The following is a 12445-nucleotide window of genomic DNA, read 5'->3' as shown; positions in this document are numbered from 1 at the left end:
AGCCTCCATCCTGCTCATGCCCATGCCACCCTGGTTGAGGGATCCCGGCCGCCACAGGGCCGTCTTTGCCCTGGCGCTGCCCATGGTGTTCTCCAATGTCACCACTCCCTTGCTGGGGCTGGTGGACACCTGGGTGATCGGTCATCTCGGTGAGGCCTGGTTCCTCGGCGGCGTCTCGGTCGGCGCTACCCTCATCAACCTCCTCTTCTGGTTGCTGGGCTTTCTGCGCATGTCTACCACGGGCCTGACCGCCCAGGCCCAGGGAGCCGCCAATGCCGAGGGGCAGCTCGATACCCTGGCCCGTGCCCTGGGGCTGGCGATCGGCCTGGGGCTGGTACTCCTGCTGCTGTTGCTGCCGTTCCTGCCGGCCATCATCGCCCTGGGCGGGGGGTCGGCGGAGGTACAGGCCCATGCCGGGGACTATGTGTCGGTGCGGATCTGGAGCGCCCCGGCGGCGCTGTGCAACCTGGTGATCATGGGCTGGCTGCTGGGCATGCAGGATGCGCGCAGCCCCATGCTGCTGCTGATCCTGGGCAACCTCGTCAACATGGGGCTGGATGCCTGGTTCGTGCTGGGGCTGGGCTGGCAGGTGAAGGGGGTGGCCGCCGCCTCCCTGCTGGCCGACTACAGCACGCTGGCGGTGGGGCTCTGGCTGGCGAGCCGCCATCTGCGCCGTCTCTCTCCCGGGGTCTGGCAGCATGCCTGGCAGCGCTGGTCTCAGTGGCCGGCCTTGCTGCGGCTGCTCGCCCTGAACCGGGACATCTTCATCCGCTCCCTCTGCCTGCAGCTCTGCTTTGCCTTCATGACCCTGCAGGGGGCCAGGCTGGGGGATGTGGCCGTGGCGGCCAATGCGGTGCTGCTCAACTTCCTGATGCTCATCTCCTACGGGCTGGACGGCTTCGCCTACGCGGTGGAGGCCATGGTGGGGCGCGCCATCGGGCGGCGGGACCGGCAGGGACTGCGGGAGGCCATCATCCTCAACCTGGGCTGGGCCCTGCTGATCGCGCTGGGCTTCACCCTGTCGTTTGCCTGTGGGGGAGGGATGCTCATCCGCCATATCACCGACCTGCCGGCGGTGATCGCCGAGGCCCACCACCAGCTGCCCTGGCTGGTGGCCATGCCGCTGCTGGCGGTCTGGTGCTTCCTGCTGGACGGGATCTTTATCGGGGCCACCCGGGCCCGGGAGATGCGCAACAGCATGCTGGTGGCGGTGTTCGCCGGATTCTTTCCACTCTGGTGGCTCTGCCAGGAATGGGGTGTCGCCGCCCTGTGGGCCGCCATGAGCGCCCTGATGGTCGGGCGGGGCCTGACCCTCGGCTGGCTCTGCTGGCAACTGGAACGGGATGGCCGCCTGCTGACGGGGCAGAGGGCCAGGGGGGCGGCCTGATTTCTGGTTTCGTCCGGTTGGGTCAGGCCGAGCCCGCGTAGTCGAACTGGCGCCAGCTCTCGTAGACGAACACCGCCACCGCGTTGGCCAGGTTCATGCTGCGGCTCTGGGGCAGCATGGGGATGCGCAGCCGCTGCTCGAACGGCAGGCTTTCGATGATCTCCATGGGCAGGCCGCGGCTCTCGGGCCCGAACAGCAGGGCATCGCCTGCGGCAAACTGCACTGCCGAATGGGCGGTGCGTCCCTTGGTGGTACAGGCGAACACCCGCTTGGGGGCGACGGCGGCCAGAAACGCCTCATAGTCAGGCCAGCGCTTCACCTCGGCGAACTCGTGATAGTCGAGTCCGGCCCGCTTCACCCGCTTGTCATCCCACGCAAAACCCAGGGGCTCTATCAGGTGCAGCCGGTAACCGGTATTGGCACAGAGGCGGATGATATTGCCGGTATTGGGCGGGATTTCCGGTTGGTAGAGCACGATGTCGAGCATGGCGGGATCCTGGGGTGGTGCGAAATGGGCGCCAGCATACCCAGCGCCCGTGTCGATGAAAAGAGGGTCGGTCAGGCGATGGGCAGGCGGATGGTGATGACCAGGCCGCTCGGGTGGTTGCTGCCGGCCCGGATGGTGCCGCCATGGCGCGCGATCGCCTCGGCGGCGATGGCGAGGCCGAGGCCGGTGCCGCCGGTCTTGGCATTGCGGGCGTCGTCGACCCGGAAGAAGGGCAGGAACAGTCGGGGTTGCTGCTCAACCGGCACGCCGGGGCCGTCGTCCCGAATCGTCATCACCCACTCCCGTCCCTCCCGATACCACTCCACCTTGATGAACTCGCGGGCGTACTTGAGCGCATTGCGCAGCGGGTTCTCCAGGGCGCGCGCCAGCAACTCAGGCCACATGGCGAGGGACTCGGTCGGCAGGGGGGGCAGCCTGAGCTGCTTGCCGTTCTGGTTCGCCTCGAACATGGCGTCGTCCAGGATAGGTTCCAGCAGATCCGCCAGCGGCAGGGTCACCGGGGCCTCCACGTGCTGCTGCACTCGCGACAGATCCAGCAGATCCCCGATCAGCTTGTCGAGCCGGCCTATCTCCCCCTCAATCCGGGCCAGCTCGGCGCTGTCGCCCTGCTTGCGGCGGATCAGCGCCTGCGCCAGCTGGATGCGGGTGAGGGGGCTGCGCAGTTCGTGGGAGATGTCGGAGAGCAGCTGTTTCTGCTTCTGGATCATGTCCTTGAGGGTGTCGACCATGTGGCTGACATGCTCTGCCAGCTGGCCGATCTCGTCCTTGCGGCCGAGGTTGGGGATCTGCATCTCCAGGTTGCCCTGGGCCAGCTGTGAGACCGACTGCTGCAGCTCCAGGATGGGGCGGGTCAGGCGCCAGGCCAGCAGCAGGCAGAGCGGAGTGCTGACCAGCATGGCGATGCCGAGGATCTGGATGGGGTGATCCAGGATCTGGATGAAGAGGAACAGGTAGGAGTTTTCGACGTTGAGGCCGAAGTAGACGTGATAGGCCTGGCCGTGATGGATCATCTGGAAGGGACCCGCGATGGCGCGTTGATGCTCGCTGCCCAGCATGGGCTTGGCCGGGTTGTCCGAGTCGAGCATGAAGCGGATCACGAACTTGCTCAGCCGGGTGCTGGACTGTATCTGCCCCTTGGCATCGCGCAGATAGATGTTGTCCACCGGCAGCAGGCCGGCGGCATCGATGGCCTTAGCCAGATCGAAGTCCTGGTCGGGATCCGCTCCCTTCTGCAGCGCCGCCAGATTGTTGTTGAGGCGGGTGACCTCGTGGGCCGGCAGCGGAATGATGTTGCGGGGATCCAGGGTGGGCAGTATCACCACGGCCGCCACCACCAGCAGCAGCATGAACCAGAACCAGAGAAAGATCTGGGTGGAGAGGCCGTTGAAGGTGCGGGCCGTTTTCATGCCTGTTCCAGCCACAGGTATCCCCGGCCACGAACCGTCTTGAAGCGGGGCTGGCCATCGGTGCGCTCCGGCAGCTTCTTGCGCAGGTTACTCAGGTGCATGTCGATGGCCCGGTCGAAGGGTTCCAGCTTCTTGCCGAGCACCTGCTCGGAGAGCAGGCTCTTGCTGACGATCTGGCCCGGGCTGCGCAGCAGGCACTCCAGCAGGCCGAATTCGGTGGCGGTCAGCTCCAGCAGCTGATCGTTGCAGCGGGCCTGTTGCAGGCCGGGTTGCAGCACCAGATCCATGAATCTCAGCTCTTCCGGGCTGTTGCCCCGCTGGGGCTGGCTACTCTGGGTGCGGCGCAGGATGGCGCGTACCCTGGCCAGCAGCTCCCTGTCGTCGAACGGCTTGGCCAGATAGTCGTCGGCCCCGGCCTCGAGGCCGTTGACCCGATCCTGACTGTCGCCGCGCGCGGTCAGCATCAGCACCGGGGTGTCGTGGGTCTTGCGCAGCCGGGTCAGCATGGCGAAGCCGTTGAGCCTGGGCATCATCACGTCCAGCAGCACCAGGTCGAAGGGCTGTTCGCCCAGCCGCGCCAATCCCTCTTCTCCATCCTCGGCCACGGTCACCTGAAAGCCTTCCAGGGTCAGGATTTCGGTCAGCAACTGGGTCAGTTCGAGATCGTCGTCGACCAGGAGTATTTTGTTCATCCGGGAGCCACTCTGTTGATTTTGCGCGCCAAACTGACGTCAGGGTCAGGGTATAATAAGTTTTTACGCGTCGGAGGAAAGCCGGTTTTGAGCCACCAACAATATTCCCGCTGGGTCACCCTGGCCAGCATGGCTGCGGTCGTCACCGCCACCCTGCTCATTCTGGGCAAGCTGATCGCCTGGCTGATGACGGACTCCTCCAGCCTGCTGGCATCCCTGACCGATTCCTTCATGGACGTCAGCGCCTCCATCATCAATCTGGTGGCCATCCGCTATGCCATGGCGCCGGCCGACGCGGAGCACAGATTCGGCCACGGCAAGGCGGAATCGCTAGCGGGCCTGGTCCAGTCGGCCTTCATCTCGGGTTCCGCTCTGCTGCTGATGATGCACGGCATCTCGTCGATGCTGAACCAGGTGCCCGTGGTGCGCCTGGAGGCGGGCATCTGGGTCAGCGTCGGCTCCATCGTGCTGACCCTGCTGCTGGTCAGCTTCCAGAGCCTGGTCATCCGCAAGACCAACAGCGTGGCCATCAAGGCCGACATGCTGCACTACCGTTCCGATCTGCTGCTCAACAGCGGCGTGCTGCTGGCACTGGTGCTGGCGGGGCAGGGATGGTATTGGGCCGACGGCCTGTTTGCCATCCTGATCGGCCTGTTCCTGGTGTGGGGCGCCGTGCATATTGGCTACGAATCGGTGCAGGCCCTGCTCGATCGTCAGTTGCCAGAGGAGGAACAAGCGAGAATAATGGCCCTCTGCTGTGCCGTAGAGGGGGTGCATGGCGTACATGATCTGCGTACCCGCCAATCCGGGCCGACCCGCTTCGTGCAGTTGCATCTGGAACTGGATGACCAACTGCCCCTGGTCAGGGCCCATCAGATAGCCGACGAGGCTGAACTGGCCGTCCGCCAGGCCTTCGAGCGGATGGATGTGATCATTCACATGGACCCCATCTCGGTGCTGACAAAAGAACGACAAAGCACTCACCCTGAACAACAGTAGGCTCAACATGGATGATCTGGTCGCCCGCACGTGGCGAAAAATTCAGCAGGAAGCGCAGAGCATGACGGCCCAGGAGCCCATGCTGGCCAGCTTCTTCCATTCCACCATTCTTAACCACCGGGACCTGCGCTCGGCGCTGAGTTTCCAGCTCGCCAACAAGCTCGACAGCACCACCATGCCGGCCATCGCCCTGCGCGAAGTGATCGAGCTGGCCCTGCGCAGCGAACCCGAGCTGCTGGCTGCGGTGGCCGCCGACATCTGCGCCGTACAGGAGCGCGACCCGGCGGTCGACCTCTTCTCCACACCCTTGCTCTATCTCAAGGGATTCCATGCCCTGCAGGGCTACCGGGTCGCCAACTGGCTGTGGCGCCAGGGTCGTCGTGCCCTGGCACTCTATCTGCAAAACCAGATCTCCGTGGTGTTCGGGGTCGACGTGCACCCGGCCGCCCGTATCGGCAAGGGCATCATGTTTGACCACGCCACCGGCATCGTCGTCGGGGAGACCGCGGTCATCGAGAACGACGTCTCCATCCTGCAGAGCGTGACCCTGGGGGGGACCGGCAAGGAGAGCGGCGATCGCCATCCCAAGATCCGGGAAGGGGTGATGATAGGGGCGGGGGCCAAGGTGCTCGGCAACATAGAGGTGGGCGTCGGCGCCAAGATAGGGGCCGGCAGCGTGGTGATCAACCCAGTGCCTCCCCACACCACGGTCGCCGGCGTGCCCGCCAAGATCGTGGGCCGGCCTGAGTGTGACAAACCCTCCTTCGACATGAACCAGAACATCTAGGGAACCATGGCCAAGCGCTGGTCAGGCTATCTGATCCTGGGGATGTGGCTGCTCAACCTGCTCCATCTCTATCTGGACTTCTCCCCCTGGCCGGCGGCCATCGCGGCCTGGGCCGCCTCCCTGCTCACCTGGCCCTGGCTGGTGGGGGCCGCGAGGCGGCAGGCCCTGGCGCTCTACGGGGCGGCACTGCTGCTGCTGATCTTCTCCTGGTGGCGGGGGGCCGACCTCAGGCCAGGGGACTGGCTGCTGCCCAACATCAACATGCTCACCATGTTCGCGGCCGTCAGCACCCTCAACCTCGCGACCTCCGGGCTGCTGACAGGAACCACCTCCTGGTCCGGCCGCAAGGGGCTGTGGAGCACCATGGCCAGCCTAAATCTGCTCGGTGCCGTCATCAACCTCTCGGTGCTTTTCATCATCGGCGATCGGCTGGAGCGCAACGGCACCCTTGAACGACGCCAGGTCATGGTGCTGAGCCGGATCTTCTGCGCCGCGGCCTTCTGGTCCCCCTTCTTCGTCGCCATGGCGGTGGCGCTGACTTACTCACCCGGGCTGCAACTGGGCAGCATACTGCCCTTCGGTATCCTGGCCGCCCTGCTGGCCATGGGGCTGACGGCCTGGCAGGTGGAGCGGCTCGGGGTGGCGGACTTCGAGGGTTACCCGCTGCGGTTGCAGACCCTGGGGCTGCCGGTGACGCTGGCACTGCTGGTCATGCTGATCCATCAGCTCCGGCCCGGGCTCAGCATACTGGCGGTGATCGCGCTGGTGGCGCCCCTGCTGGCCCTGCTGTTCATGCCCCACGCCGGACGGGGGACAGCACTCAAGCGGCAGGTGGTGGAGCGTTTCCCGGCCATCGGTGGCCAGCTTGTGCTGTTTCTGGGAGCGGGCTTGCTGGCGGCGGGCATCAACAGCGCGCTGTCGGTGCTGGACTTTGGCGGCGGCCACGGCCTGCCGCTGTTCAACCACTTCGGCTGGCTGGAGGCCAGCCTGACCCTGCTGCTGATCTTCATGGTGGCCATCGTCGGGGTGCACCCTCTCATCAGCATCTCCGGCGTGGCCCCTCTGCTGTGGCCACTGTCGCCGGACCCCAGCCTGCTCGGCATGTGCTTCCTGCTCGGATGGGGACTGGCTACCGGCACCAGCCCGCTCTCCGGCTCCAACCTGGCGTTGGCATCCCGCTACAACCTGAGCGCCGGGCTCCTGCTGCGCTGGAACCTGCTCTACGGTCTGTTGATGTACGGCGTTGCCTGCCTGTTGCTGGGGGGCTTCATCGCTCTGCACGGCTGATACCGGCACAGAGCATGGCCCCGGGGCCGGGCGTGCAGCACCTGCGAGAAAAACCGACGCATATTTAGGCAATACAGGCCCGCAGGGTGCAATTTGCAACGCGCTGGCTTGTTTGTGCCGAGCGCATCAGGGTATGCTGGCTTCACGCGCTTGAATCGCCCCTGTGGGGCATCGCAATTGAACATACAGGTATGCATATGTCACTAGAAGTCCTTGAGCAACTCGAATCCAAAGTACAATCCGCCGTCGACAACATCTCCCTGCTGAAGATGGAGCTGGACGAGCTGAAAGAGCAGAACAGCAAGCTGCAAGACGAGAACCATCAGCTGCGCAACGAGCACGTCGCCTGGCAAGAGCGTCTGCGTGCCCTGCTGGGCAAGATGGACCAGATGGGCGATGCCATCTGATCCCGTCTCTGCCGACAGGAATGAAAACGGGCCGCTCCTTGAGCGGCCCGTTTGTGTTATGGCTTGGGGTCACATGGCGAGCAACTGCCTGACCGTCTTCTCGATACCATCGGCCGCCTCGACGATGTTCTGCGCCAGCATATAGGCGGGGGTGGAGATCACCTTGCGTTCCTGATCCACCACGAACTCGCTCACCGGGCAGTTGAGGTGGCTGCCCCCCATGGCCTCGATGGCGCTGGCGGCCCCCTCGTCACGGCCTATAGTGGCCAGGGTGCCGGTACCATAGATGAGCGGGATCATGGCCGGGGCGATGCAGATATAGGCCGCCGGCTTGCCGGCCTTGGCAAAGCTCTGGCACGCCTTGAGCACGTCCGGCTGGATGCGGCACTCGGATCCCTTGATGGCGAAGTCGCACAGGTTCTTGGCGGCACCGAAGCCGCCAGGCACCAGCAGGGCGTCGAAGTCGGCCGCATCCAGCTCGGCCACATCCCGGATCTGGCCGCGGCAGATGCGGGCGGCCTCGACCAGCACGTTGCGGCTTTCCCCCTCGCTGACCTCGCCGGTCAGGTGGTTGATGACATGCAACTGCGCGACGTTCGGGGCGAAGCATTGAACCGTTGCTCCCTGACGGGCCAGTGCCAGCAGGCTGATCACGGCCTCGTGAATTTCCGATCCGTCGAACACGCCACAGCCACTCAAGATCACGGCCACTTTTTTCATGGCAGACTCCTCGTTGTTGAAAATGTGAGCCAGGGTCAATTGTTGTACTTTTGTATGGTTATCGTTCGACCTCCGCTGGTCAAGTCATCTCGCTGTGCTAGGATTGTTTCGTTTTGGATCCTGCCTCATCACCCCCCCTGAATTTTTTTCCACATTGATCGAGATCATGATGGCTGCATCATGGTGTGTTTTGTCGATCTCAAGGTAATGTTTTAAAACATATTTTTATGAACAATCCACAGGTTTGTCACGAAGCTTGTGCCGAAGAGCCATTTTTGAACACAGAGTTATCCACAGGTGGCGATCTGGTTGATGGCACTAGGGGGAGAGAGGCAGCCCCTTGGTGTGGTGCTGGCCCTGTGGCATCCTAGCGGCTGTTTATTTTTGGCAGGACGATTTCATGGCCTCTAGCAACCCCCTTATCCTGGTCGACGGCTCTTCATATCTTTACCGCGCCTTCTTTGCCTCCCAGCAGGCCGATCTGCGCACCTCGACCGGGCTGCCTAGCGGCGCCGTCCGTGTCATGGCCAACATGATGCGCAGTCTTCGCAAGCAATACCCCGACAGCCACGTGGCCGTGGTGTTCGACGCCAAGGGCAAGACCTTCCGCGACGACATCTATCCCGAGTACAAGGCAACCCGCGCCAGCATGCCGGACGATCTGCGCAGCCAGGTCGCCCCCATCCACCAGATGATCAAGGCGATGGGCTTCCCCTTCCTGATGGTGGAAGGGGTGGAGGCCGACGACGTCATCGGCACCCTGGCCCGCCAGGCGACCGAGAAACAGCTGCCGGTGCTCATCAGCACGGGGGACAAGGACATGGCGCAGCTGGTCTCCGACCATGTCACCCTGATCGACACCATGAAGGACGTGAAGACCGATCGGGAAGGGGTGATCGAGAAGTTCGGCGTGCCGCCCGAGCTCATCATCGACTACCTGGCCCTGATGGGGGACAAGGTGGACAACATCCCCGGCATGACCGGCGTCGGCGAGAAGACGGCGCTGGCGCTGCTGCAGGGGATCGGCAGCATAGACCAGATCGCCGCCAACCTCGACAAGGTGGCTGCGCTCGGCTTCCGTGGCTCCAAGGCGTTTGCCGACAAGTTCCGCGAGCAGGAGCAGCAGGTGCGCCTCTCCTATGTGCTGGCCACCATCAAGACCGACGTCGAGCTGGAGCAGAGCCTGGAAGAGTTGGAGCTCGGCCCCATCGACAAGGAGGCCCTGCTGGCGGTCTACCGCGAGTACGAGCTGCGCAACCTGATAAAAGAATTGGAGTCCGGCAGCGAGGAGAGCGGAGCCGAAGGTGATGAGGAAGGCACCGCCCCGGTAGCCGCCATCGAAACCGACTACCGCTGCATCCTGGACGAGGCCGAATTCGATGAGTGGCTGGCCCATCTGCAGGCGGCGTCGCTGTTTGCCTTCGATACCGAGACCACCAGTCTCGACTATATGGAGGCGCGCGTCGTTGGCGTCTCTTTCGCGATCGAGCCGGGCAAGGCGGCCTACGTTCCCTTCGGCCACGACTATCTGGGGGCGCCGGTGCAGCTGACCGAGGCCGTGGTGCTCGGCAAGCTCAAGCTATTGCTGGAAGATCCGGCCCGACTCAAGGTGGGGCAGAACCTCAAGTATGATCGCAACGTGCTGCTCAACCATGGCATCGAGCTGCAGGGCATCGCCTACGACACCATGCTCGAGTCCTATGTGCTCAACTCCACTGCCAGCCGCCACGACATGGACTCGCTGGCCCGCAGGTATCTGAATGTCGAGACCATCTCGTTCGAAGATATTGCCGGCAAGGGGGTCAAGCAGCTCACTTTCAACCAGATCGAGCTGGAGCAGGCGGCTCCTTACGCGGCGGAAGATGCCGACATCACCCTGCGCCTGCATCAGGCGTTGTGGGGCAAGCTCTCTGCCGAGCCGGGCCTCGCCAGGGTATTCAGCGAGATCGAGTTGCCCCTGCTGCCGGTACTGGCAAGGATGGAGCGACTCGGGACCACTATCGAGCCCAGGTTGCTGCACCAGCAGAGCCAGGAGATCGAAGTGCGTCTGGCAGAGCTGGAGAAGCAGGCCCACGAGCTGGCCGGGCAGGAGTTCAATCTCTCCTCGCCCAAGCAGCTAGGGGAGATCCTGTTTACCAAGCTGGGGCTGCCTGTCATCAAGAAGACGCCGAAAGGGGCCCCTTCCACCGCGGAAGAGGTGCTAGCCGAGCTGGCGGAGACCTATGAACTGCCACAACTGCTGATGGAGCACCGTGGGCTGGCCAAGCTCAAGTCCACCTACACCGACAAGCTGCCGCTGATGATCAAGCCGCAGACCGGGCGGGTGCACACCTCCTATCATCAGGCGGTGGCAGCGACCGGTCGACTCTCGTCCACCGATCCCAACCTGCAGAACATCCCGGTGCGCAACGAACAGGGGCGCCGCATTCGGCAGGCCTTCATCCCGTGCGCCGGTTACAAGCTGGTGGCGGCGGACTACTCCCAGATCGAGCTGCGCATCATGGCGCACCTCTCCGGTGACAAGGGGTTGCTGACGGCGTTTGCCGAGGGCAAGGACATTCACAAGGCGACCGCCGCCGAGGTGTTCGGGGTGGCGCTCGAGGGGGTGACCAGCGACATGCGCCGCAGCGCCAAGGCGATCAACTTCGGCCTCATCTACGGCATGAGCGCCTTCGGTCTGGCCAAGCAGCTGGGGATCGGTCGCGCCGAGGCGCAGAAGTACATGGATCTCTACTTCGAACGCTACCCGGGTGTGCTGGAGTACATGGAGCGCACCCGCCAGCAGGCGGATGCTCAGGGCTATGTCGAAACCCTGTTTGGTCGCCGCCTCTATCTGCCGGATATCAAGTCCCGCAACGCCGGTCTGCGCAAGGCCGCCGAACGGGCCGCCATCAACGCCCCCATGCAGGGTACGGCTGCAGACATCATCAAGCGCGCCATGATCGCCGTCGATGGCTGGATCCGCGGGATTGAAGACCAGTCGATCCGCATGCTGATGCAGGTGCACGATGAACTGGTGTTCGAGATCCGCGAGGAGAAGCTGGAGGAGTACATCGCCATCATCAAGGAGAAGATGTCAGCCGCAGCCGAACTGCATGTACCGCTGGTGGTGGAAGCGGGTACCGGTGACAACTGGGATCAGGCCCACTGACCCTGCTTGACGGTTATATAGCTATATAAGGAGCGAAGCCCGGCATCATGCCGGGCTTCCTGTTTCTACCGATCCTATAAGGTCTCTTGCAGATATTCGTCCTTGAGCAGCACATAATTGTCGGCCGAGGTTTTGAGGAAGGCTATCTCGGCGGGCTTGAGGGGGCGAGCTTGCTTGATGGGGTTACCCATATAGAGGAAGCCGGACTCGAGCCGCTTGCCCGGGGGCACCAGGCTGCCGGCACCTATCATCACATCATCCTCGACCACGGCCCCGTCCAGCAGGATGGCCCCCATACCGACCAGCACCCGATTGCCTATGGTGCAACCATGCAGCATCGCCTTGTGGCCGACCGTGACATCCTCGCCGATCAAGAGCGGATAGCCGCCGGGGTTGCTGGCACTCTTGCGGGTCAGGTGCAGCACGGTACCGTCCTGAATGTTGCTGCGGGCGCCGATGCGGATATGGTTCACATCCCCCCGTGCCGCCACCATGGGCCAGATGCTGGCATCGTCGCTCAGCTGGATATCCCCCACCAGGGTGGCGCAGGGGTCCACATATACCCGTTTGCCCAGTTGCGGGCGTTTTCCCTTGTAGGGTCTCAGTCGCAAGTCCATCTTGGCCTCCTTGTTTTCGGCCATTCTAGCAATTCGGCGTTGGTTTCTGTGGATAAGTTTGTATAAAAGCTGTGCTTGGAGATGAATAACTAAAAAAGTGCGCTTTTCTGCAATTTTATTGCAGGGGAGGGGTTGCCAGAACGAATTCGCTCCCTATAATGCGCCTTCATCGACAAGGGCAAGCGGCAACGCAGAAAGCCTAAGTCGGTAGCCTCGAAAAGCCTGTGAAAATAAGGCTTGACTCGAGAAGGCGGTTGAGTAGAATGCCACTCCCGCAGCAGCCAAAAGCTGCGTCGCTCTTTAACAATTTGAATCAAGCAATCTGTGTGGGCACTCACAGCATCGAGCATCAAAAACAATTTTTGATTTTCAATGTCTGATGAAGTGACCAAAGCAACTTTTAGTTGCAGCAGTTAATTCAGCAATTCATTGAGCCGCTTTTCGAAGCAACCAAACTTAAATTGAAGAGTTTGATCATGGCTCA

At 63.0% G+C, this 12445-nt stretch carries 11 protein-coding genes; 6 read left to right on the top strand and 5 right to left on the bottom strand.

The window, feature by feature from the left end; translation table 11 throughout:
- Window positions 1-16: 16 nt before the first annotated feature.
- Entirely contained in the window at window positions 17-1387 is a 1371-nt protein-coding gene (locus tag BN1132_RS12180; RefSeq protein WP_042077855.1) for an MATE family efflux transporter, read from the top strand.
- A gap of 22 nt (window positions 1388-1409) precedes the next feature.
- Here BN1132_RS12180 and trmL read toward each other — a convergent pair whose 3' ends face one another.
- From trmL to BN1132_RS12165, 3 genes are all read right to left on the bottom strand, one after another.
- Window positions 1410-1874: a tRNA (uridine(34)/cytosine(34)/5-carboxymethylaminomethyluridine(34)-2'-O)-methyltransferase TrmL gene (gene trmL, locus BN1132_RS12175; RefSeq protein WP_042077854.1), complete on the bottom strand. Its 465-nt coding sequence runs from the start codon at window positions 1872-1874 to the stop codon at window positions 1410-1412.
- 71 nt (window positions 1875-1945) lie between these two features.
- On the bottom strand, window positions 1946-3301 hold the full coding sequence (locus BN1132_RS12170) for an ATP-binding protein (protein ID WP_042077853.1): 1356 nt from the start codon (window positions 3299-3301) through the stop codon (window positions 1946-1948).
- Window positions 3298-3993 (bottom strand): response regulator, encoded by a 696-nt coding sequence (locus BN1132_RS12165; RefSeq protein WP_042077852.1) that lies wholly within the window; start codon window positions 3991-3993, stop codon window positions 3298-3300. The genes BN1132_RS12170 and BN1132_RS12165 overlap by 4 nt, the downstream gene beginning before the upstream one ends.
- 87 nt (window positions 3994-4080) lie before the next feature.
- On the opposite strand from BN1132_RS12165, the gene fieF reads away from it, so the two are divergent.
- From fieF to BN1132_RS12145, 4 genes are all read left to right on the top strand, one after another.
- Complete coding sequence (fieF, locus tag BN1132_RS12160) at window positions 4081-4992, top strand: cation efflux pump FieF (protein WP_042077851.1); 912 nt, start codon at window positions 4081-4083, stop codon at window positions 4990-4992.
- A gap of 7 nt (window positions 4993-4999) precedes the next feature.
- Entirely contained in the window at window positions 5000-5779 is a 780-nt protein-coding gene (gene cysE, locus BN1132_RS12155) for a serine O-acetyltransferase (RefSeq protein WP_042077849.1), read from the top strand.
- A 6-nt stretch (window positions 5780-5785) separates the two neighbouring features.
- Window positions 5786-7066 (top strand): hypothetical protein, encoded by a 1281-nt coding sequence (locus BN1132_RS12150; RefSeq protein WP_042077848.1) that lies wholly within the window; start codon window positions 5786-5788, stop codon window positions 7064-7066.
- Window positions 7067-7263: 197 nt separating this feature from the next.
- Window positions 7264-7473 carry a cell division protein ZapB gene (locus BN1132_RS12145; RefSeq protein ID WP_010672454.1) on the top strand — a complete coding sequence of 70 codons (210 nt, stop codon included), beginning with the start codon at window positions 7264-7266 and terminating at the stop codon, window positions 7471-7473.
- 69 nt (window positions 7474-7542) lie between these two features.
- Here the strand turns inward: BN1132_RS12145 and elbB are convergent, their stop codons facing one another.
- Window positions 7543-8193 (bottom strand): isoprenoid biosynthesis glyoxalase ElbB, encoded by a 651-nt coding sequence (gene elbB, locus BN1132_RS12140; RefSeq protein WP_042077885.1) that lies wholly within the window; start codon window positions 8191-8193, stop codon window positions 7543-7545.
- Window positions 8194-8593: 400 nt separating this feature from the next.
- Between elbB and polA the strand changes: the two genes are divergently transcribed.
- A complete protein-coding gene (polA, locus tag BN1132_RS12135; RefSeq protein ID WP_042077847.1) occupies window positions 8594-11344 on the top strand; it encodes a DNA polymerase I in 2751 nt (916 codons plus the stop codon).
- Between the two features lie 74 nt (window positions 11345-11418).
- Here polA and BN1132_RS12130 read toward each other — a convergent pair whose 3' ends face one another.
- Complete coding sequence (locus BN1132_RS12130) at window positions 11419-11961, bottom strand: gamma carbonic anhydrase family protein (RefSeq protein ID WP_042077883.1); 543 nt, start codon at window positions 11959-11961, stop codon at window positions 11419-11421.
- Window positions 11962-12445 lie beyond the last annotated feature (484 nt).

Source organism: Aeromonas sanarellii (assembly GCF_000820085.1).
GTDB classification, from domain to species: domain Bacteria; phylum Pseudomonadota; class Gammaproteobacteria; order Enterobacterales; family Aeromonadaceae; genus Aeromonas; species Aeromonas sanarellii.
Note: the sequence above shows the minus strand (reverse complement) of the source record. Positions and strands in the feature narration are given on the sequence as shown.

Coding starts and splice junctions, on each gene's coding strand:
- BN1132_RS12180 (WP_042077855.1), top strand. CDS start 17: ATGCCCATGCCACCCTGGTTGAGGGATCCCGGCCGCCACAGGGCCGTC.
- trmL (WP_042077854.1), bottom strand. CDS start 1,874: ATGCTCGACATCGTGCTCTACCAACCGGAAATCCCGCCCAATACCGGC.
- BN1132_RS12170 (WP_042077853.1), bottom strand. CDS start 3,301: ATGAAAACGGCCCGCACCTTCAACGGCCTCTCCACCCAGATCTTTCTC.
- BN1132_RS12165 (WP_042077852.1), bottom strand. CDS start 3,993: ATGAACAAAATACTCCTGGTCGACGACGATCTCGAACTGACCCAGTTG.
- cysE (WP_042077849.1), top strand. CDS start 5,000: ATGGATGATCTGGTCGCCCGCACGTGGCGAAAAATTCAGCAGGAAGCG.
- BN1132_RS12150 (WP_042077848.1), top strand. CDS start 5,786: ATGGCCAAGCGCTGGTCAGGCTATCTGATCCTGGGGATGTGGCTGCTC.
- BN1132_RS12145 (WP_010672454.1), top strand. CDS start 7,264: ATGTCACTAGAAGTCCTTGAGCAACTCGAATCCAAAGTACAATCCGCC.
- elbB (WP_042077885.1), bottom strand. CDS start 8,193: ATGAAAAAAGTGGCCGTGATCTTGAGTGGCTGTGGCGTGTTCGACGGA.
- polA (WP_042077847.1), top strand. CDS start 8,594: ATGGCCTCTAGCAACCCCCTTATCCTGGTCGACGGCTCTTCATATCTT.
- BN1132_RS12130 (WP_042077883.1), bottom strand. CDS start 11,961: ATGGACTTGCGACTGAGACCCTACAAGGGAAAACGCCCGCAACTGGGC.